Origin of the sequence: Nocardia sp. NPDC050378 (assembly GCF_040655675.1) — a bacterium.
Taxonomy (GTDB): Bacteria; Actinomycetota; Actinomycetes; order Mycobacteriales; family Mycobacteriaceae; genus Nocardia; species Nocardia coubleae.
In genome coordinates, this window is record NZ_JBFAKI010000013.1 from 16692 (window position 1) to 38088 (window position 21397).

The 21397-nt window shown below is 68.5% G+C and carries 17 protein-coding genes and 1 tRNA gene; 13 read left to right on the top strand and 5 right to left on the bottom strand.

Annotated elements, in window-relative coordinates:
- Position 1: 1 nt before the first annotated feature.
- Positions 2-2212, top strand: coding sequence for an acyl-CoA dehydrogenase (locus tag AB0I35_RS24495; protein ID WP_357398613.1), 2211 nt, complete (start codon positions 2-4; stop codon positions 2210-2212).
- Between the two features lie 119 nt (positions 2213-2331).
- Positions 2332-3042, top strand: a complete 711-nt coding sequence (locus tag AB0I35_RS24500; RefSeq protein WP_357398615.1) for a TetR/AcrR family transcriptional regulator — start codon at positions 2332-2334, stop codon at positions 3040-3042.
- A gap of 34 nt (positions 3043-3076) precedes the next feature.
- Here the strand turns inward: AB0I35_RS24500 and AB0I35_RS24505 are convergent, their stop codons facing one another.
- The gene (locus AB0I35_RS24505) at positions 3077-3730 is read right to left on the bottom strand and encodes an MBL fold metallo-hydrolase (RefSeq protein WP_357398617.1); all 654 of its coding nucleotides are present in this window, start codon (positions 3728-3730) and stop codon (positions 3077-3079) included.
- A 120-nt stretch (positions 3731-3850) separates the two neighbouring features.
- A tRNA-Arg gene (locus AB0I35_RS24510) sits at positions 3851-3924 on the bottom strand.
- A 134-nt stretch (positions 3925-4058) separates the two neighbouring features.
- Here AB0I35_RS24510 and AB0I35_RS24515 point away from each other — a divergent pair.
- The 6 genes from AB0I35_RS24515 (at position 4059) to AB0I35_RS24540 (ending at position 15397) form a co-directional block, all read left to right on the top strand.
- Complete coding sequence (locus AB0I35_RS24515; protein WP_357398618.1) at positions 4059-6140, top strand: cytochrome c oxidase assembly protein; 2082 nt, start codon at positions 4059-4061, stop codon at positions 6138-6140.
- A 68-nt stretch (positions 6141-6208) separates the two neighbouring features.
- Positions 6209-7111 carry a serine/threonine dehydratase gene (locus tag AB0I35_RS24520; RefSeq protein WP_357398714.1) on the top strand — a complete coding sequence of 301 codons (903 nt, stop codon included), beginning with the start codon at positions 6209-6211 and terminating at the stop codon, positions 7109-7111.
- Between the two features lie 381 nt (positions 7112-7492).
- The gene (gene ettA / locus AB0I35_RS24525) at positions 7493-9169 is read left to right on the top strand and encodes an energy-dependent translational throttle protein EttA (protein WP_357398619.1); all 1677 of its coding nucleotides are present in this window, start codon (positions 7493-7495) and stop codon (positions 9167-9169) included.
- Positions 9170-9367: 198 nt separating this feature from the next.
- Entirely contained in the window at positions 9368-14254 is a 4887-nt protein-coding gene (locus AB0I35_RS24530) for an NAD-glutamate dehydrogenase (RefSeq protein ID WP_357398620.1), read from the top strand.
- Between the two features lie 41 nt (positions 14255-14295).
- Positions 14296-14721, top strand: coding sequence for a thioesterase family protein (locus tag AB0I35_RS24535; RefSeq protein ID WP_067486948.1), 426 nt, complete (start codon positions 14296-14298; stop codon positions 14719-14721).
- Between the two features lie 4 nt (positions 14722-14725).
- Positions 14726-15397: a hypothetical protein gene (locus AB0I35_RS24540; protein WP_067642432.1), complete on the top strand. Its 672-nt coding sequence runs from the start codon at positions 14726-14728 to the stop codon at positions 15395-15397.
- 115 nt (positions 15398-15512) lie between these two features.
- Here the strand turns inward: AB0I35_RS24540 and AB0I35_RS24545 are convergent, their stop codons facing one another.
- Together AB0I35_RS24545 and AB0I35_RS24550 are read right to left on the bottom strand one after the other, a co-directional pair.
- The gene (locus tag AB0I35_RS24545) at positions 15513-15833 is read right to left on the bottom strand and encodes an AzlD domain-containing protein (protein WP_357398621.1); all 321 of its coding nucleotides are present in this window, start codon (positions 15831-15833) and stop codon (positions 15513-15515) included.
- A complete protein-coding gene (locus AB0I35_RS24550) occupies positions 15830-16834 on the bottom strand; it encodes an AzlC family ABC transporter permease (protein ID WP_357398623.1) in 1005 nt (334 codons plus the stop codon). Before AB0I35_RS24550 ends, AB0I35_RS24545 begins: the two co-directional genes overlap by 4 nt.
- 64 nt (positions 16835-16898) lie before the next feature.
- On the opposite strand from AB0I35_RS24550, the gene AB0I35_RS24555 reads away from it, so the two are divergent.
- Positions 16899-17468 (top strand): XRE family transcriptional regulator, encoded by a 570-nt coding sequence (locus AB0I35_RS24555; RefSeq protein WP_357398625.1) that lies wholly within the window; start codon positions 16899-16901, stop codon positions 17466-17468.
- On the opposite strand, the gene AB0I35_RS24560 is transcribed toward AB0I35_RS24555, so the two are convergent.
- Positions 17469-18182 (bottom strand): HNH endonuclease, encoded by a 714-nt coding sequence (locus AB0I35_RS24560; protein WP_225280980.1) that lies wholly within the window; start codon positions 18180-18182, stop codon positions 17469-17471.
- 152 nt (positions 18183-18334) lie between these two features.
- On the opposite strand from AB0I35_RS24560, the gene AB0I35_RS24565 reads away from it, so the two are divergent.
- The 4 genes from AB0I35_RS24565 to AB0I35_RS24580 all read left to right on the top strand — a co-directional run bounded on the left by AB0I35_RS24565 (position 18335) and on the right by AB0I35_RS24580 (position 21316).
- Positions 18335-18748 (top strand): globin, encoded by a 414-nt coding sequence (locus AB0I35_RS24565; protein ID WP_067486149.1) that lies wholly within the window; start codon positions 18335-18337, stop codon positions 18746-18748.
- Positions 18749-18923: 175 nt separating this feature from the next.
- On the top strand, positions 18924-20525 hold the full coding sequence (locus AB0I35_RS24570; protein ID WP_357398626.1) for a glycoside hydrolase family 13 protein: 1602 nt from the start codon (positions 18924-18926) through the stop codon (positions 20523-20525).
- Between the two features lie 61 nt (positions 20526-20586).
- Positions 20587-20865, top strand: coding sequence for a hypothetical protein (locus tag AB0I35_RS24575; protein WP_067486150.1), 279 nt, complete (start codon positions 20587-20589; stop codon positions 20863-20865).
- Positions 20852-21316: a DUF5130 domain-containing protein gene (locus tag AB0I35_RS24580; protein WP_067486151.1), complete on the top strand. Its 465-nt coding sequence runs from the start codon at positions 20852-20854 to the stop codon at positions 21314-21316. The genes AB0I35_RS24575 and AB0I35_RS24580 overlap by 14 nt, the downstream gene beginning before the upstream one ends.
- The last annotated feature ends 81 nt before the right edge of the window (positions 21317-21397 follow it).

The window sequence follows — 21397 nt, forward strand, 5'->3', positions numbered from 1 at the left end:
CATGGCGCGCAACAGCTATGAGCTCGGTGTCGGCGTCAGCGAGGACCACCTGGCCCTCGCCGACGCGGTGAGCGGATTCGTCGAGCGCACTATCACCAGCGAAACCGTCCGTGCGGCAGTCGAATCCACCGATGCGGGCAAGCTGCCCTACTGGGACTCCCTCGTCGCGCAGGATCTGCTGAGCCTGCACATCGCCGAGGACCTCGGTGGACAGGGTGCGGGCCTGCTGACGCTGGCCGTCGCCCTCGAGCCGCTCGGCCGCGGCCTGCACACCGGGCCGTTCGTGCCGACGGTACTGGCGAGCGCGGTGCTCGCACAGGACGGGGGAGCGTGGGCGCGTGCCCAGCTGCCCGGTCTCGCCGACGGCTCGCGTACCGGTGCGGTCGCGCTGTCGTCGTCGCTGACCGGTGAGCTGCGCGACGGCGCGCTGATCGTCGACGGCACGGCCGACGGTGTGATCGGGGCGTTGTCGGCGGATGTGCTCATCGCACCGGTCACCGTCGACGGTGAACGGCAGTGGATCGCGCTCGACAACGTCGAGCTGAGCGTGAGCACGCAGGACAACGTCGACGTGCTGCGCGGTGCCGGGCGGTTGCAGGCGGACGCCGTCGAGGTGCCCGCCGAGCGGGTGCTCACGGTGACCTCGACCCGGGTGCGCTCGGTGGCGGCGGTCGTGCTCGGCGCCGAGGCCGTCGGCGTGATGTCGTGGTGCGTCTCGACCGCGGCGGAGTACGCCAAGACCCGCGTGCAGTTCGGTCGCCCGATCGGGCAGTTCCAGGGTGTGAAGCACAAGTGCGCGCACATGGGAATCGCGCTCGAGAAGGCGCGCGCCGTGCTGTGGGACGCCGCCTACGCCCTCGACCGCGACGACGACACCGCCGACTACGCGGCCGCGATCGCCGCGCTGATCATTCCCGACGCCGCCGTCGAGGTGGCTCAGGACTGCATCCAGGTGCACGGCGGTATCGGCTTCACCTGGGAACACGACGCGCACCTGTACTACCGGCGCGCGCTCGCGTTGCGTGGTCAGCTGGGCGGGCGCGACGAACGGGCCGAGACTGTCGCCGGGTACGCGCTGTCGGGGGTCACCCTCTCGAACGAGCTCGAATTGCCCGAGGAAGCCGAGCAGATCCGGGCGGGTATCCGGGCCGAGCTGGCCGAGATCGCGGCGATCGAGGACGAGGACGACCAGCTCGTCGCCCTCGGCGACGGCGGCTGGAACCTGCCCCACCTGCCCCGCCCGTACGGCCGTTCGGCCTCGCCGCTCGAGCAGGTGGTGATCTCGCAGGAGATCAAGGCCTCCGGTATCGCGATGCCGCAGTTGCTGATGGGCACCTGGGCGGTCGGCGCCATCGTCCCGCACGGTGACGAACGGCAGAAGCGCGAACTGGTCGTGCCGACGCTGCGCGGTGAACTCGTGTGGTGCCAGTTGTTCAGCGAACCGGGTGCCGGGTCCGACCTGGCGAGCCTGACCACGAAGGCCGTCAAGGTCGACGGTGGCTGGCGGGTCACCGGCCAGAAGATCTGGACCACGGTCGCGCAGTTCGCGCAGTGGGCGATGCTGATCGCGCGCACCAGCCCGGACAAGCCGAAGCACGAGGGCATCACCTATTTCGTGCTCGACATGTCGAGCCCGGGTATCACGGTGCGTCCGCTGCGGGAGATGACCGGGTCGGCGCTGTTCAACGAGGTGTTCCTCGACGACGTGTTCATCCCGGACGAGAACGTGGTCGGCGCGGTCGACGACGGCTGGCACGTGGCCCGCACGACCCTGGCGGGCGAGCGGGTGGCGCTGAGCCAGAAGATGGAGGCCTACGCCACCGACACCGACCTGCTGCGATTCGCGATCGGGCGCGACCTGTCGCCGGTGGCCCGCTACCGGGTCGGCGAGCTGATGGCCGAGAGCCGGGCGGTGGATGTGATCGGTTCCCGGGTGGTGCTCAAGCAGCTGTCCGGCATCGATGTCTCCACCACCTCGAGCGTCGGAAAGCTGCTCGGTATGGGTCTCGGACAGGCGATCTCGGAGTTCATCGTCGCCGAACTCGGGGTCGCCGGTGTCGTCTCGGTGCCGGGCGAGCGTAGCGATCACGCGATGGAACAGCTCATCGCCGGCCGTGCCACCACCATCTACGGTGGCACGACCGAGGTCCAGCTCAATGTCATCGGCGAGCGCATGCTCGGGCTGCCGCGCGACGCGGCGCCGAGCGCGTAACCATGCTGAACGGTCCGCTGTCCGGCTGTCATCACGTGACGGCCGGACAGCACCCGCCCTGCGTCGATGCCCTGTTCGCGGGCAAATCCACCTCCGACCTCGCGGTGTAGGGTCCGACTGTGCCGAATCTGGAATCCGCCGCGCCCGCTACCTCGTCCGACGGTCGATCGCAGCGGTGGGACGGGCACAAGGCCGAACGGCGTGACCAGATCCTGGCCGCCGCCGTCGTCGCCATCCGCGAGGACGGCGCGCGGGTCGGCGTCAAGGACATCGCCGCACGCGCGGGCGTCCCACGCTCGGTGGTCTACCGCCTCTTCGGCGACCGCGACGACCTCGACGAACAGGTCCGCACCCGCATCATCTCCGAATTGATGACCCGGCTGACCCCCGTCCTCAACCCGGAGGGCACCGTCGGCGACGCGGTCACCAGAGCGGTCGAAACCTATATCGGCTGGATCGTCACCAATCCGCACCTACATCGATTCCTGGCCGCCGGGTCGAAACGAGTCGTCGGCAGCTCCCCGTCGGTCTCCGACGCCCGCACGGCCGTCGCGGTGCAGACCGCACGCCTCTTCGCGATCAGCATCGCCCGCCACGGCGGGACAACCGAGGTCGCCGAGCCCTTGGCCTTCGGTCTCGTCGGAATGGTCGACAACTCGGTCAACCGCTGGCTCAGCCGAGGCATGCAACCGCTCACCGCCGACGAGCTGTCACGGGTCCTGCAACGCTGGATCGTCAACACGATCGCCGTCACCCTGGCCGACATCGGCGTGGCCGTAGACGCCCATACCCCGGTCGCCGACCTCTTCGGCCCGGACCAGGACAGCTGAGGCACCGAGACCCGGGTGCGGAGTCGAGGACGGTTCAGACGGTGATCGGTGTGTCGATTTCGAGGCGCTGGTAGCGGACGTTCTCGGGCAGCAGGCCTGCCAGTTGATCGGTCAGGGTCCGGCCGATGTCGTTGAGGTCACCGTCGTGGATGGGGATCACGAGGTCCGGCCGGGTCGCGTCGACGTAGTCCACGGCATCGGCGTAACGCATCCAGGGCCCGCTCACCGGCAGAAACAGCACGTCGAGCGTTGTGCCGCCGGGCAAGGGCGGGAAGGCGTCGCCGGGATGCAGGATCCGGTTGTCGATCAGGTAGGCGACGTTCGGCGAGGTCGGCAAGCTGGGATGGATCGCGGCATGCTCGCCCACAATCGTCCGCACCCCGAGGCCCGCGAGATCGACACGCTTGTTCTCGTCGGCTCGTTCCAGCTGCCGAGATTCGGCGCCTGCGGCCGCCAGTTTGTCGACAACTGATTGCGGAGCAAGGACCCGGGTGCTGGGTCGCGTGGCCAGCGCGGAAGTCATTCGTCCGATGTCGACGTGGTCGTCGTGGTCGTGGGTGACCAGGAACGCGGCGACGCCTTCGAAGGCTTCCGCAGGCGCCAAGACGCCGGGATCGACCACGACCACGCCGTCTTCGCCGGTCAGCCTCACCGTCGAATGTCCCAGCGACGCCAGCGAAACACTCATCCTGGTTCTCCCGTTCTCATGAGACGACGACGCAGGTTGTCGGTGAGCGCGAGCTACCAGCCAGGAGGACGGAATCGGCGCGTCGTTCGCAACGCGCCGACTCCGTGCCCATCGGCACTGCGCCCCCGGCAGGAATCGAACCTGCGACCTAGGGATTAGAAGGCCCTTGCTCTATCCAACTGAGCTACGGAGGCAGACGCATTCACCTTTGTCGATGTCGGCGTCGGTGTCCAGCGCGAAAAGTATAGCGACCGACCGGGTGGTGGGCAGGGTTGGGAGCGACGCCCCATGGGCGCGCGGGGGAGCAGGTCGAACTACCCTCGTTGACATGTCGTTATCGCAAGACCGCTCCGCAGGAACCGTCGGCGACGGCGCTGGACCGGCGGAGACGGATCGGGCGGCCGCGACGGGCAGCGGTTCCTCGGCGGGTGGGCGGGCGTTCGGCGCGCTCGGTGCGATTGCCGGGGCGATGACCGCGGCGGTCGCGGCGATCGTCGTCGCGTTGTCGGCGGCGCAGGCGCTGAGTCTGCTGGGGATTCCCGATCCCGGCGCGCTCACCACGTACGGCTTGCCCGCGTTGCGGGCCCTCGCCGACCTGTCCGCCGCCGTGACGGTCGGCTCCCTGCTGTTCGCGGCGTTCCTGCTGCCGCCGAAAGACAGCGGGTTGCTCGAGGCGGGCGGGTACCGGGCGGTGCGACGGGCCTCGGACGCGGCGATCGTCTGGGCGGTGTGCGCGGCGTTGCTCGTGCCGCTGACGGTGTCGGATACGACGGGTCAGCCGGTGGGTTCGATCTGGCGGCCCGAGGTGCTGTGGCCGGTGATCGCTCAGGTCGAGGTGGCGGGCGCGTGGCGAACGACCGCCGTGCTCGCCCTCGTTCTCGCGATCGGGTGCCGGTTGGCCTTGCGCTGGAGCTGGACGCCGATCCTGCTCGCGCTCGCGATCGGCACCATGATGCCGTTGGCCTTGACCGGGCACTCGTCCTCGGGCGGTTCGCACGACGTGGCGACCAACTCGCTCATCCTGCACATGATCTCGGCCGCGGTGTGGGTCGGTGGGCTGGTCGCGGTGCTCGCCCACGCGATGCGCGGCGGCGCCGATACCGACGTCGCCGCCCGGCGTTTCTCGCTGGCCGCGACCGTCGCGATCGTCGTCATCGCGCTCAGCGGTGTGATCAACGCCTGGGTTCGGGTGCCGGCCGCCGAGCTGTTCACCACCACGTACGGCAGGCTCGTGCTCGCCAAAACGGCGGCCCTCGTGCTGCTCGCCGGCATCGGTTTCCTACAGCGACGGGCCGCACTGCCCGCGCTGGCGGCCGACGCGCGCGATCGCGCGGCGCTGATCCGGTTCGCCGGCGTGGAGATGCTGATCTTCGCCGCCACGATCGGCCTCGCCGTGGGTCTCGGGCGCACGCCACCTCCGCCGCCGACATCCATCCCCACGCCGACGGAGGTGGAGTTGGGCTACACCGTCGACGGCCCGCCGACCGTCGGCAGGCTGCTGTTCGACTGGCGGTTCGACCTGATCTTCGGCACCCTCGCCATCGTGCTCGCCGCCCTGTACCTGCTCGGTGTGTACCGGCTGCGCGCCCGCGGCGACGCCTGGCCGCTCGGCCGGACCATCGCCTGGGTCAGCGGTTGCCTCGTGCTGCTGCTGGCCACCTCCTCGGGTGTGGGCCGGTACGCGCCTGCGATGTTCAGCGTGCACATGGGCGCGCACATGGCGTTGTCGATGCTCGCGCCGATCCTGCTCGCCCTCGGCGGTGCGGTGACTCTCGCCCTGCGCGCGCTCACGCCGGCCGGTCGCGGCGGGATTCCCGGTCCACGCGAGTGGATTCTCGCGGCCGTGCACAACCCGGTCTCGCGGTTCCTCACCCAGCCGGTGGTCGCGTCGGTGATCTTCGTGGCCGGGTTCTACGCGCTCTACCTCGGTGGGATCTTCGACGCCACCGTCGATTCGCACGCGGCCCACCTGATGATGAACGCGCACTTCCTCATCAGCGGTTATCTGTTCTACTGGGTGGTGATCGGCATCGATCCCAAACCGCGTGAGGTGGCGCCGTTGACCAAGCTGGCCATGGTGTTCGGCACCCTGCCGTTCCACGCCTTCTTCGGTATCGCTCTGATGAGCATGACGACCGTCCTCGGTGGCTGGTTCTATCGCGCCCTCGACCTGGGCTGGAATATCGACCTGCTCGCCGACCAGCGCAACGGTGGCAGCTTCGCCTGGGCAAGCGGCGAGGTGCCGCTGGTCGTGGTGATGCTGGCGCTGCTGATCCAGTGGTCACGCAGCGATCAGCGGCTCGCCAAGCGCACCGACCGCGCGGCCGACCGCGACAACGACGCCGAACTCAACGCCTACAACGCGATGTACGCCGAACTCGCGCGTCGCGACCGCGAGGTGCGTCCGTGACCGAATGCGGTATACCGGCGAGCCAGACGAGCCGACCGGTCGGGACCCCGCGTGTGCTGCGGACCGATGTGCGCACGGCTCGGCGCCGATTATCAGGGCGGGTGCGTAAGACACCGGTGTTCCACACCAGCGTCGACGGGCCCGACGGACCGGTTCCGGTGTCGTTGAAAATGGAGTTCCTGCAGCACGGCGGCACCTTCAAGGTGCGCGGCGCGTTCAACGCGCTGCTGGCCGAGGCGTCCGCCGAGCACGTTGTCGTCGCCTCGGGTGGCAACGCCGGGATCGCGTTCGCGCTGGCAGCGGCGCAGCTCGGTAAGGAATGCACGGTCGTCGTGCCCGAATCGGCACCGCACACGAAGGTCGCGGCCATGTGGGCGCACGGTGCGGAGGTGCTCTGGCACGGCGCGACCTTCGCCGAGGCCGAGCGCCACGCGGTGACCCTGGCGGCCGAGCGCGGCGCCGGGCACCTGCGTGCCGACGACATTCCCGCGGTGGTGGCCGGCGCGGGCGTCATCGGTCTAGAGCTGGAGGAACAGGTCCGTGGGCGACCGCCGGTACTGGCGGCCGTGGGATGCGGCGGGCTGATCGCCGGGCTCGGAGCCGCGCTCGGCAGGCGACGGCAGATCGTCGGTGTGGAATCCGAGCACACGCCCGCACTGTCGGCCGCGCTCGCGGCGGGCAGGCCGGTCGAGGTCGCCGCGCCGTCCCCGGGCGACGAACCGATGTGCGCGACCCGGGTCGGCGATATCGCCTACGACATCGCCAGCAGACAGCAGATGCGGGCCTTGGGCGTGGCCGACGACGCGGTGACCCGTGCGCGCGAGTACCTGTGGCGCGAATTCCGGGTGGTCGTCGAGCTCGAGGGCGCGTCCGCGCTGGCGGCGGTGCAGAGCGGGGCCTACACCCCGGAGCCGGGCGTGCGGCCGATCGTGGTGTTGTGCGGGGCGAATACCGAACTGCCCATGCTCTGACACGACGGATATCCACAACCCGAGAAGTTGTCCCCAGATGTCGGCGGTGCCTGCTGCTGGCGCAGATTGGTCGGTGCAGCGCCACGATCCAGCGACGATCGGAGGCGGCGCGGTTCACCCCGCACGTGGTACGGAATATTCCGGGCGATCAGGGCGCTGTATTGTCGGCTGCCGCACCGCCGGGGGCGGAGGGCGAGTATGCGCCCGACGACCGTTCTGCCGTAGCCTCTACGTCCGCGGCGGATTCCCTCCCGGCGCGATCGCCGGACGAGATGCCGATCGAAGGCATTCCCGCGCAGGTCGACGCCTGAGGGCAGGTCCGCGGCACCGGCCCCCGCTCCGCATCGCACGCCCGTTACCCGCACCGATAGGCTTCCATATATGGCTGAGTTCATTTATTCGATGATCAAAGTTCGCAAGGCGCACGGCGACAAGGTCATTCTCGACGACGTTTCGTTGAACTTCCTGCCCGGCGCCAAGATCGGCGTGGTCGGCCCGAACGGCGCGGGTAAGTCCAGCGTGCTGAAGATCATGGCGGGGGTGGACCGGCCGAACAACGGTGAAGCGTTCCTCGCGCCCGGCGCTTCGGTCGGCATCCTCATGCAGGAACCGGACCTGAACGAGGAGAAGACCGTCCGCGGCAACGTGGAGGAGGGCCTCGGCGAGGTCAAGGTGAAGCTGGATCGCTTCAACGAGATCGCCGAGCTCATGGCCACCGAGTACTCCGACGAGCTCATGGACGAGATGGGCCGGCTGCAGGAGTTCCTCGACCACGCCGACGCGTGGGATGTCGACTCCCAGCTCGAGCAGGCCATGGACGCGCTGCGCTGCCCGCCGCCGGACGAGCCGGTGACCAACCTCTCCGGTGGTGAGCGTCGCCGCGTCGCGCTGTGCAAGCTGCTGCTGAGCAAGCCCGACCTGTTGCTGCTCGACGAACCGACCAACCACCTGGACGCCGAGAGCGTGCTGTGGCTCGAACAGCACCTCGCCTCCTACCCGGGCGCCGTGCTCGCCGTCACCCACGACCGGTACTTCCTCGACAACGTCGCGCAGTGGATCCTCGAACTCGACCGCGGTCGGGCCATCGGCTACGAGGGCAACTACTCCACTTACCTGGAGAAGAAGGCTCAGCGTCTCGAGGTGCAGGGCAAGAAGGACCAGAAGCTGCAGAAGCGCCTCAAGGAGGAGCTGGCCTGGGTTCGTTCCGGCGCCAAGGCTCGGCAGGCCAAGAACAAGGCCCGTCTCGGCCGCTACGAGGAGATGGCGGCCGAGGCCGAGCGGCACCGCAAGTTGGACTTCGAGGAGATCCAGATCCCCGCGGGTCCGCGCCTCGGCGACATCGTGGTCAACGTCTCGCACCTGGACAAGGGCTTCGGCGATCGTCAGCTCATCAAGGATCTGTCGTTCACCTTGCCGCGCAACGGCATCGTCGGTGTGATCGGCCCCAACGGTGTCGGTAAGACCACGCTGTTCAAGACCATCGTCGGGCTCGAGGAGCCCGACAGCGGCGAGGTGAAGGTCGGCGAGACCGTCAAGCTCAGCTACGTCGACCAGAACCGCGCGGGCATCGACCCGAACAAGAACGTCTGGCAGGTCGTCTCCGACGGGCTCGACTTCATCGAGGTCGGCAACCAGGAGATGCCCTCGCGTGCCTACGTCAGCGCGTTCGGTTTCAAGGGCCCGGACCAGCAGAAGCCGGCCGGGGTGCTCTCCGGTGGTGAGCGCAACCGCCTGAACCTGGCGCTCACCCTCAAGCAGGGCGGCAACCTGATCCTGCTCGACGAGCCGACCAACGACCTCGACGTCGAGACCCTGAGCTCGCTCGAGAACGCGCTCGAGCAGTTCCCGGGCTGCGCCGTCGTGATCTCCCACGACCGGTGGTTCCTCGACCGCACCTGCACCCACATCCTGGCGTGGGAAGGCGACAACGACAACGAAGCCAAGTGGTTCTGGTTCGAGGGCAACTTCGAGGCCTACGAGGCGAACAAGGTGGAGCGTATGGGTGCGGAAGCCGCTCGCCCGCACCGGGTTACGCACCGCAAGCTCACTCGCGACTGATATCCGCGCGGACCGCATCGACGGCCCGGCCTGACGATCGACTTGTCGATCGAACGGCCGGGCCGTCGGCGTTTCACAAGTTACCGGCGGGGAAGCCGGATTTCCGACGGCACGGCTCGCGCGGCGGCGTTAGTCTCGGAATCGCGTCACCGGACTTTACGGAATCGAAGCCAACCGAAACATGGGAGCAGGCGAAAGATGACGGTCTCGTCGGAAATGTCGAGTGCGGGCTGGGCGGCGGGAATGCCACCGAGTTTGCGCGACGATCTCGCGACACTCGAGGAGGCGTATTTCCGACACGTCGACGCGGGGGACGTGGATTTTCCGATCACCGGGATCACCCAGATCTTCCGCCATCACATGGAACTCGCCGCCCGCCGTCAACCGGGTAAGGCCCTGGTCGAGGTGCACCATCCCGACGACGGGTCGGGCCTGGGAGCCGCCGTGCAGGTGGTGACCGACGATATGCCGCTGCTGGTCGAGTCGATCACGGCGGCGCTGGGGCGCATGCAGGTGAGCGTGAGCGAACTGATCCACCCGATCTTCGAGGTCACTCGCGACACCGACGGCACGCTCGTCGGCGCGGCACCGCACGAGGTGGACGGCAACGGCGCCGAGGGGCTGGCCGAGTCGTGGATGCATCTGCAGTTGCACCCGTCGACCGAGCAGGCCCAGCTCGACGAGATCGAACGCACCCTGCCCGAGGTGCTCGCCGACGTGCGTCAGGTGATCGACGACACCGAGGCGATGGTCGAGGCGCAGAGTTCGCTCGCCGATCATCTCGACCGGACCGCCGCGGCGGGCACCGCGCCCTTCCCGTCGGTCGATCTCGCCGACTGCGCCCAGTTGCTGCGCTGGCTGGCCGACGGCAACTTCACCCTGCTCGGCTACACGCGCTACCAGCGCGCCATCGAGAACGGCCACACCGTCTCCGCGCGGGTTTCGGGCACCAGCCTCGGGGTGCTTCGCCCCGATATCGGCACCGACTTCCAGGTGCCGATCAACGGTGGTGACCGCCCGCTGCTGATGCTCACGCAGGGCCTGGTCCGCGCGACCGTGCACCGCTCGGTGTACCCGTACTTCATCGGGGTCGCCGATGTCGACGACGCGGGTGCCGTGGTCGGTGTCCACCTGTTCATCGGCGTGTTCACCGTGAGCGCCGTGCACGAGAACGTGCTCGACATTCCCGTCGTCAATCGTCGCGTACGTACGGCCATCGAGGCCGCGGGCTTCGACAAGGACTCGTTCTCCGGGCAGGCGATGCTCGAGGTGATCGAGTCGTTCCCGCGCACCGAGCTGTTCTCCGCCGACACCGCCACCATGCGGCGCACCGCGGTCGCGGTCCTCGGCGTCGGTTTGCGCAGGCAGGTGCGGCTGTTCCTGCGCTGCGACACCTACGGCCGGTTCGTCGCCTGCATGGTGTACCTGCCGCGCGACCGCTACACCACCGCGGTGCGGCTGGAGATGCAGTCCATCCTGGTGCGTGAACTCGGCGGCGTCGACATCGACTACTCGGCCCGGGTGAGCGAAAGCGAGCTCGCCAGCGTGTATTTCACGGTGATGCTCCCGCCCGAGGCCGCCGGTCAGGACGGCCCCGACACCTCCGAGGAGAACCGGCGACGCCTGCAGTCGCTGCTGAACGCGGCCAGCCACTCCTGGGACGACCGGATCGGTGACGAGGTCGCGTCGTCGACGGTGCTCGATCCCGCCGTGGTCTCGCGTTATTCGAAGGCGCTGCCGGAGAGCTACAAGGAGGACTTCGCACCCGCCCGCGCCCTGGCCGACATCGCGCGCCTCGAGCAGCTGTCCGAGGGTGGCATCGATCAGCATCTGTACCGCCGATCCGAGGCCGCGCCCGGTTCGTGGCGGTTCAGTCTCTACATCGCCGGGCGTGGTGTGTCGCTGAGCCAGGTACTTCCGGTGCTGCAGAGTCTCGGCGTCGAGGTCGTCGACGAGCGGCCCTACCAGCTCGAACTCGACAGCGGAACCGAACGCTGGATCTATGATTTCGGCTTGCAGGCCCGTCCCGAACTGCTGCGCAACGCCCTCGGCGGCGATCTCGACGCGGAGTTGCTCGAACATCCCGGTCAGGCCGACGGCCTGCGCGCCCGCTTCACCGAGGCGTTCGAGGCGGTCTGGTACGACCGTGCCGAAGCCGACGGCCTCAACGAACTCGTGCTGCGGGCAGGTCTGCCCTGGCGCTCGGTCGCCATCCTGCGTGCCTACGCGAAGTACCTGCAGCAGGCGGGTTTTCCCTACAGCCAGGTCAATATCGCCCGCGTCCTGCTCGCGCATCCGGAGGTGGCGCGCGACTTCGTCGCGCTGTTCGCCGCGCGATTCGACCCCGACACCGTCTCGGCCGAGCACGCCGCCGAACTGGAGACACGGGTGCGCGCCGGCATCGACGAGGTGGTCAGCATGGATGCCGACCGCATCCTGCGTGCCATCCTCGGTCTCATCAAGGCGACCCTGCGCACCAACAACTACGTCATCGATGCCGACGGCGCACCGCGCGGCTACCTGTCACTGAAGGTCGAGCCGCGAGAAATCGCCGAACTGCCCAAACCGCGACCGCAGTTCGAGATCTTCGTGTACTCGCCTCGGGTCGAGGGTGTGCACCTGCGCTTCGGTTCGGTGGCGCGTGGCGGTCTGCGCTGGTCGGACCGGCTCGAGGACTTCCGCACCGAGATCCTGGGTCTGGTGAAGGCCCAAGCGGTCAAGAACGCGGTGATCGTGCCCGTCGGCGCGAAAGGTGGGTTCGTGGTGAAGCGGCCGCCTGCCGCCACCGGCGACCCGGCCGCGGACCGTCAGGCGAGCATCGCCGAGGGCATCGACTGCTACCGCACCTTCATCTCCGGCCTGCTCGACGTCACCGACAATGTCGACCTGGCCACGGGCGCGGTGCTGCCGCCCGAGCGCGTGGTCCGTCGCGACGGCGACGACACCTACCTCGTCGTCGCCGCCGACAAGGGCACAGCGAGCTTCTCCGACATCGCCAACGATGTCGCCAAGCGCTACGGCTTCTGGCTCGGTGACGCCTTCGCCTCCGGCGGATCGGCAGGCTACGACCACAAGGCCATGGGCATCACCGCCAAGGGCGCGTGGGAGTCGGTGAAACGCCATTTCCGGGAGATGGGCATCGACACCCAGAGCCAGGACTTCACCGTGGTCGGCGTCGGCGACATGAGTGGCGACGTGTTCGGCAACGGCATGCTGCTCTCGCGGCACATCCGGCTGGTCGCGGCCTTCGACCACCGCCACATCTTCCTCGACCCGAACCCCGACGCGGCCACGTCCTACGCCGAACGGGAGCGGCTGTTCGCGCTGCCGCGTTCGTCATGGGCCGACTACGATCGCAGCCTCATCAGCGCGGGTGGCGGCGTGTTCGAACGGACCGTGAAGTCGGTGCCGATCTCGCCGCAGGCCAGGGCGGCGCTCGGCCTGCCCGACGCGGTGCAGGCGCTGTCGCCGCCGGAACTGGTGCGCGCCATCCTGCTCGCGCCCGTGCAGTTGCTGTGGAACGGCGGTATCGGCACGTATGTGAAGGCCAGTACCGAGACCAATGCCGAGGTGGGCGACAAGTCCAACGACGCGGTCCGGGTGAACGGAGACCAGTTGCGCGTCAAGGTGATCGGCGAGGGCGGCAACCTCGGCGCCACCGCGCTCGGGCGCATCGAGTTCTGCCGTGCGGGCGGCAAGATGAATACCGATGCCCTGGACAACTCGGCGGGCGTCGACTGCTCCGACCACGAGGTCAATATCAAGGTGCTGCTCGACGGCGTGGTGAGCGCGGGCGCGCTCGCACCGCGGGACCGCAACCCGCTGCTCGCTTCGATGACCGACGAGGTCGCCCGAATGGTGTTGCAGGACAACGTTGATCAGAACTTCCTGATCGGTATCGCCCGCACCGACGCGCCGCAGATGGCCAGCGTGCACGCGCGAGTGATCTCCGATCTCGAACAGCGGCGTGGTCTGGATCGTGAGCTCGAGGCGCTGCCGTCGGAAACCGAGTTGCAACAGCGGGAGGCGGAGGGCGTCGGTCTCACCTCGCCGGAGCTGGCGAACCTGCTCGCCCACGTGAAGCTCGGTCTCAAGGCCGACCTGCTCGACACGGACCTGCCCGACAGCGCCGCGTTCGCGGGGAGGCTGCCGCTGTATTTCCCCACCCCACTGCGCGAACGGTTCGGTGCCGAGATCAAGAAACACCGGCTGCGCCGCGAGATCGTCACCACGATGCTCGTCAACGAGGTGGTCGACTACGGCGGCATCACCTACGCCCACCGGCTCAACGAAGAGGTCGGCGCGACCACCTCGGACACGGTTCGCGCGTTCGCCGCGGCCACCGAGATCTTCCAGCTGCACGATGTGTGGTCGCGCATCCGCAGCGCCGACGCCCCCGCCTCGGTTTGCGACCTGCTCGAACTGGAATCCAAGCGCACCCTGGACCGGGCCTCGCGCTGGCTGCTGAGCAACCGCCCGCAGCCCATCGCCGTCGGCGCGGAGATCAACCGCTATCACCGGCGGGTGCAGGAGCTGGCGCCGCAGGTGCCCGGCTGGTTGCGCGGGCACCACGTCACCTCGCTCACCCAGGGTGCGGCCGAACTCATCGCGCGTGGCGCACCGACCGAACTGGCCACCGAAGTATTCGGCCTGCTCGGTCTCTTCCCGCTGCTCGACGTGGTCGACATCGCCGACATCACCGACCGTGACGGCGCCGAGGTGGGTGCGCTGTACTACGCGCTCAACGAGCACCTCAAGATCGATTGGCTGCTCGAGGCGGTGAGTCACCTCGAACGCGGCGACCGCTGGCACGCACTGGCCAGGCTCGCATTGCGCGACGACATGTACGGTTCGCTGCGCTCGCTGACCCTCGATGTGCTGTCGGCGGGCGACCCGGAGGAAACGCCCGACGAGAAAATTGCATACTGGGAGTCGAAGAACCAGTCCCGGCTCGGTCGTGCGCGCGCTGCCCTGTCGGAACTGTTCGAGTCCGGGACCCACGACCTCGCCACACTGTCGGTCGCCGCGCGACAGGTGCGGAGCATGGTGAGCGGGGTGGGTGCCCAATCGGAGGTACCACGGTGACGAGTTCGCCGAACGGCAGCACCGCCGCGCCGGAAGCGCAGCTGGTTCTGCCACAACGTTTCCACGCGAAGGTCGAGATCCGCTGGTCGGATATGGACGTGTTCCAGCACGTCAACCATGCCCGCATGGTGACGTTGCTGGAGGAGGCCAGAATTCCGTGGTTGTTCGACGACGACAAGCCGACCGCGTCGATGGGCAGGCAGGGTTGTGTGCTCGTCGATTTGCACGTGAAATACCGGGGGCAGCTGCGCCACGAGGACACACCGCTCGACATCGCCATGTGGATCAAGCAGTTGCGCGCCGTCGACTTCACCGTCGGCTACGAGGTGCGGGCCAGCGGCGCCGCACCGGACTCGCCGCCCGCGGTCACCGCGACCACCCAGCTCGCGGCGTTCGACATCGACACCCAGCGGTTGCGCAGGCTCACCGACACCGAACGCGACTACCTGGCGTTGTGGCGGGCCTGATTTCGTGAGTTCCGAACAGCGCGTGCTGCATACGCCCGACCCGGCCGAACGCGAGAACCTGGCCACCTTCCTGTCGCGGGCATTGCGCTTGGACCAGGCGGCGGTGGTGCGGTTGCGCCGCCGCGGCTCGAGTCTCGTCTCCGCCTGGGTGGCAACGGGTTTCGAGACGCTGGCGGTGCGCACGATCACGGCCGAACTCGGTGTCGACGATGTCACGGTCGGCGCCGACATGGTGCTGGCCGGGCTCGGCACCGGGCATCCGATCGACCTCGGCTATTCGATGGACTCGGCTTGGCGCGGTGCGCTCCCGCCGACCGACGGCTTCGCCCACGTCGACGATGTGCCGGCCCGCGCGCTCGTCGAATTGGCCGAGCGCGGAGCGGATCTGGCGCGTGAGCACGGTGGCGCCCACGGGCCGCCGGCGTCCCTGCTCGACCAGTCGGTGCTCACGGTGACCGGCGCGGGTGATCTCGCGGTCGAGGTCCCGATGCGCGTCGTCTTTGCCCTCACCGCCATGGACTTCATCCCGCACGCGGGGGAGAAGGCCGAATCCCGGCGCATCCAGCCGACCGAACTGGTTCGCGTCCGCACCACCCGCACCTGGCTGCGCCTCGACGCCCGCTACGGTTCCGTTGCCCGTCGATTGGGTGGTGGAATCCCGCTGTCGCCCAGTTGAACTCACGGCAGGGTGCTTCATGCCGACTGGCCGGCACGTAGACGTCGGGTTTTACCCGGGCGCCGAACTATGCCACCGGCGGCGTTATGCCGACCTGCCGAGCGCGACAAGGGGGTCAGTGCACTCCGACGAGTCGAAGCAGTGCCGTCGTGGCGGCGGCGGCGATTACGGTGACGAGCAAGGGCGCCCGCCGCCAGGCGAGCACACCGCCGACCGCGACGCCGGCGGGCAAGGCGACGCCGAGTTCCCCGGTGCCCGTCGGCAACGTCGCCGTCGCCACCAGCGCGGCCAGGAGAATCAACGCCCCGGTGTCGAGCAGCGCGATAGTGCGCGCCGACAACCGGATTCGATCCCGCAAAGCCGGCCCCGCCCACCGCAACGCATAGGTGCCGACCGCCAGCGCCATCATCGCGGGTACCAGGTAGAGCGCGTTCACGACGAACCCCCGCGCGAGAACGCCGCAGCTGGGCAGCAATCCGAGTCGGCGGCGACCCACACACCCGGCCGCACGCCGGCACCCGCCGCGCCGACGCCTGCTGCGCAACCATCGTCCACCGCTGAAACCACGCCCCGAGCGCCGACGTTCGCATGAGGAGCCGATCGGACACCTTGTGGTGCTGCCAAGGCTGTGGCGTCCGGTGCATCGGCTTCCGCATAGCCAAGCTCCGGGACGCGCTGTGGTGTCGCCGGCGGTGTCGCCCCCGCCGCGTCGACTTGCGCGTGGCCGACTCCGCCGACACTCTCCGGCTGTGCCGCTGCGGAATCCGTTGGCTTCGCAGGCCGGGACGCCAGCACCAACCCGATCAGCGCGATCAACACCGGCAACCCGGCAGGCACGAATGGCGCAATCGCGACTGCCAGCCCGGCCCCGGCCAGTACCGGGCGCAGCGTCGCGCGATCACGCAGCGCGGGTAGCAGAAGCGCCAGGAGGATGACCGGGAACACCGCGTCGAGGCCGAGCGCGGAGGTGTCGGGGACGAGAGAACCGAGGGCGGCGCCGAGGGTCGCACCGAGCGGCCAGCACAGGGCGACTCCGATTCCGCAGGCCCAATACGCCGCACGCTTGCGTTCCCGAGCACCGGGCGCGGTCGCGAAGGCCACCGACTCGTCGTTGAGGACGTGGATCCCGAACAGCCGACGCCAGCCGTGCCCGAACACATCGGGGGCGGCCAGCCCGTACGGCAGGTGCCTGGCATTGAGCAGCAGCCCGGCGACGGCGGCGGCGAGCGGGCTCCCACCGGCCGCGACGATTCCGAAGAACAGCAGTTCCGAGCCGCCGGCCAGCACCGTCACCGCGGCGACGATCGGCATCCACACCGGGAATCCGGCAGCGATGGTCGAGGCGCCGTAGGAGACGCCGAAGAGGCCGACGGCCAGGCAGGCCGCGGCCACGGCGGCGGCGGTCCGCCGATCGAGTGTTCGCCAGATCGAACGCATGTTTTTCATAGTGAACGCTGCGGGTCGGTAAAGTCAACGCGGAAACAGCTCCCAGGAGGCGTTGATGGACCGGCAGGATCCGGTCGCCGGACCACCCCAAGCGGTGATCGCGGCGGCCCTACGACGAGAACGCGCCCGCGCCGGCCTGTCGCTCACCGAGGTCGCCAGCCGTGCGGGTGTGGCGAAGTCCACACTGTCGCAACTGGAATCGGGCACCGGTAATCCCAGCCTGGAAACCCTGTGGGCGCTGTGCGTCGCCCTGGAGATGCCGTTCTCGCGACTGCTCGATCCACCGCGCCCGAATGTGCAGGTGATCCGCGCCGCGGAAGGGTCGCCGGTGCCCTCGGCCGACGCCGACTACCGGGTCACCTTGCTCGCGGCAGGCCAATCACACACGCGCTGCGATGTGTACCGGATCGCGGCCGAACCCGGTGAGATTCGTCGCTCGGAACCGCACACGCCCGGTGTGGTCGAGCACGTTGTCCTCGCGGCCGGTCATGCCATCGTCGGTCCCGCCGACGAGCCCGTCGAGATGCGCCCAGGTGACTACATCCGCTACCTGGGTGATCTCCCGCACGTCTTCGAGGCTCTCGAACCGGGCACGTGGGCCACGATGGTCATCGAGAGCGCCTGATCAGGCGGCCCCTTCGCCCAGGTACTGCAACCAGAGCGGGTCGAGGTCGGCGGTGGTCGACAGCAGCCGCCAGTGCGGGCCCTTGGGCGAGACCAGCGGATGACGCAGTGTCCAGCCCAGTTCGGTCAGCATCTTGTCGGCTTTGCGGTGGTTGCACGGCGCGCAGCTGGCCACGCAGTTCTCCCACGAGTGCTCCCCGCCGCGACTGCGCGGGATGACGTGGTCGATGGTTTCGGCTTTGCCGCCGCAGTATCCGCAGCGGTAGCGGTCGCGGTGCATGAGTGCCGCCCGGGTCATCGGTACCCGGGCGCGGTAGGGGACCCGCACATAGGTGCGCAGCCGGATAACGGAGGGAATGGCAACCGTCGCGCCCGCCGAATGCAGGACCGGGGCGGCGGGATCGTCGTGGACCGCGTCGGCCTTCGCGCAGATCAACAGAACGACAGCGCGGCGAGCGGACAGTGCGGTGAGTGGTTCGTAGGTGGCGTTGAGAAGCAGCACCCGGCGTTTACGCCAGGCGGCGGCGTCGTGATCGCCGGCGAGATGCAGTGGCGCGGGGCGATGCGGCAGGTCGTGCAGACCGTGTGCGCCCGGATGGTGATCGGACAAGATGTGCAGCGGAATAGCCCCCGAGCCACGATTGTGGACGTCGGCGGGCTGGAGTTGTCGGTGCGCGCGCGCCTCGTGTGACCGGGCGCTTGGCCGCTGCTTCATTGTGTGACCTCAATTTCATGATTGGCAGGATCATGTGGTATCTGGGGTCGATACTGTCCCCCAGTTGACCACGGTTGAGCCCGTATTGCACGGTTATTTTTCAAACTTTCGGGTGAACTGTGATTGAAGGCCCGGCGCGCGCTCGGGGCACAATGGAGCGCGTGACTTCAGGTGAGCAGACAACGACCTCGTTCTACGACGCGGTGGGTGGCGCGGAGACCTTCCGCCGCATCGTGTCGGTGTTCTATCGCGAGGTCGCTGCCGACGAGATCCTGCGCCCGCTGTATCCGGAGGAGGATCTGGGGCCGGCCGAGCGCAGGTTGCGGATGTTCCTCGAACAGTACTGGGGCGGGCCGCGCACCTACTCCGACGAGCGCGGCCACCCCCGGCTGCGGATGCGCCATCATCCGTTCGTCATCGGGGCGCTCGAGCGGGACGCGTGGTTGCGCTGTATGCGGATCGCGGTCGACGAGATCGAGCCGTCGATCCTGGACGCCGAGCACCGGAAGGCGATGCTGGACTATTTCCAGATGGCAGCGGCCTCGTTGCAGAACGCCCCGCACTGAGCCCGGGACGCTCGGGATTCGCTGATGACGTCCAGGTAGCGGCCCGATTTCGGACCTGCGGCCCGGTTTACCGCGATGTTTCCGTCCGGCGTGGCGAACGCTGGCGATTTGCCGGATTCGAAGAAAGTCTCGCGCCGCATGAATATTGTGGGCGTTCTTTGGCAATATTGCGGTTGTGACACAGACACCTGCCTCGCCGGTGCCGGGGGACAACAGCACCGCTCCGTGGTGGAAAACCGCCGTGTTCTATCAGGTCTATCCGCGTTCGTTCGCCGACTCCGATGGTGACGGAGTCGGCGATCTCGGCGGTGTGCGCGAGAAGATGGGCTACCTGGAGCTATTGGGTGTCGACGCGCTGTGGATCTGTCCGGTGATGCGCTCACCGCAGGCCGACGGCGGCTACGACGTGTCCGATCCACGCGACATCGACCCGCTCTTCGGAGGCCTCGAAGCCCTCGACGAACTCATCGCCGAGGCGCACGATCGTGAGATCAAGGTCACCATGGACCTGGTGCCCAACCACACCAGCACCGAGCATCCGTGGTTCGCGGCCGCGCTCGAAGCCGCACCGGGCAGTCCCGAACGGGCGCGCTACATCTTTCGCGACGGTCGTGGCGAAGACGGCGCCGAGCCGCCCAACAACTGGCCGAGCATCTTCGGCGGCCCGGCCTGGACCAGGATCACCGAGCCCGACGGCACGCCGGGCCAGTGGTACCTGCACATCTTCGCGCGCGAACAACCCGATCTGAACTGGGACAACCCCGATGTCGCCGCGGATTTCGAGAAGACGCTGCGGTTCTGGCTCGACCGCGGGGTCGACGGTTTCCGTCTCGATGTGGCCCACGGCATGGCCAAACCGGAGGGCCTGCCCGACATGGCGCGCGTCGACACCAAGATGCTGGTGCACGACGACGACGATCCCCGCTTCAACAACCCCGGGGTGCACGCCATCCACCGCCGCATCCGCACCGTGCTCGACGACTATCCCCACGCGGTGTCCATCGGTGAGGTGTGGGTCGATGACAACGTGCGCTTCGGCGAGTACGTGCGCCCCGACGAACTGCATCTGGCGTTCAACTTCCGGCTGGCCGAGGCCGCCTTCACCGCCGAGGACGTGCGCACCGCCATCACCCATTCGCTCGAGGCGGTGAGCGCGGTCGGCGCCCCACCCACCTGGACCCTGTCCAACCACGACATCGAACGTGAGGTCACCCGCTACGGCGGCGGCAAGACCGGGGTGGCGCGAGCGCGGGCGATGATGATGGTCGAATTGGCGCTGCCGGGTGCGGTATTCGTCTACAACGGCGCGGAGCTCGGGCTGCCGAATGTCGACGATCTGCCAGAGGAGGCGCTGCAGGATCCGGTGTGGGAACGCTCGGGCCACACCGAGCGTGGACGCGACGGGTGCCGGGTGCCCATTCCGTGGGAAGGCAGTACGTCGCCGTTCGGTTTCACCACGGGCACGCCGTGGCTGCCGATGCCCGCCGAGTGGTCCGATCGCACCGTCGAAGCCCAGCTGGAAACCCTGCACTCGACGTTGTCGCTGTACCGCCTGGCGATCGATCTGCGCGGTACCCGGCCGGAATTCGCGGGTGACCGGATCGACTGGTACGGCAGTCCGGCCGGATGTCTGGCGTTCCGTCGCCCGGGCGGGCTGGTGTGTGTGCTCAACGCCTCCGACGGGCCGATTCAGCTGCCGCCGGGGGAGTTGCTGCTGTCCAGCGCGCCGGTCGCCGACGACCGCCTGCCCGCGAACGCGGCGGCCTGGTTGGTCTGACACGCGCCTTTCCGGCGGCCGGAGGTTCAACTACTACAGAGCATCGTCTAACGTTTCACTCGTGAGCATTCTCGAGACAGTGCTGATCTTCGTCGGCATCCCGGCCGCGATCTACTTCGCGATCGCGGGTTTGTCCTATCTCGGTAAGCCACTGCCCGGTGAGAAGCCGGCCCACTTCGAGCTCGGGCAGAAGTGGACCCACCCGCCGGTGCTGTGGAGCGCTACCGACGAGGTGACCGCTGCGTCCGGTCACCACCACGCCGAACCGCATGGCAGCCATGCGGTTCTCGAACCCGCGCACGCGGAGCTGATCGGAGGCCGGGCAAGTGGCAAGTTCTAATTGGCCCGCGGTTGTCGAAGCCGACCTGCCGCACGGGTACGCGCTGACCAGCAGTGGCCGCGTCTCCGGTGTGCACGAGCCCGGCACGGTGTTCGACGAGGTGCCGTTCACCGATCGTGAGCGGGTAGCCCTCGACAACGCGCTCACCGACGCCACCCGCGCCACGAAGGTGCGCTTCAACATCTACCTCGGCGACCTGGGTGCCGACCCGGCTGCCGGTGCCGACGCGCTGCTGCCGAACACCCCCGAGTCCGCCGACTCGGTGCTCATCGCGGTCTCGCCCAACCAGGGTGCCGTCGAGGTCCGTTCGGGTGCCGCGGTGGCCGAGCGCGCCAACGACCGTATCTGCCAGCTCGGCGTCACCGCCGCCCTGGCCTCCTTCCGTCAGGGCAACCTGATCGATGGGCTGATCTCGGCTGTCCGGGTGATGGCCGCCGCTATCGGCCGCTAGTCCCTTTCGCCGCGCACCGGCGCGTTCACCTGCAGAGGTGAACGCGCCGTTCGTGTTTCGGCGCGAAAAATTTCCGCGCAT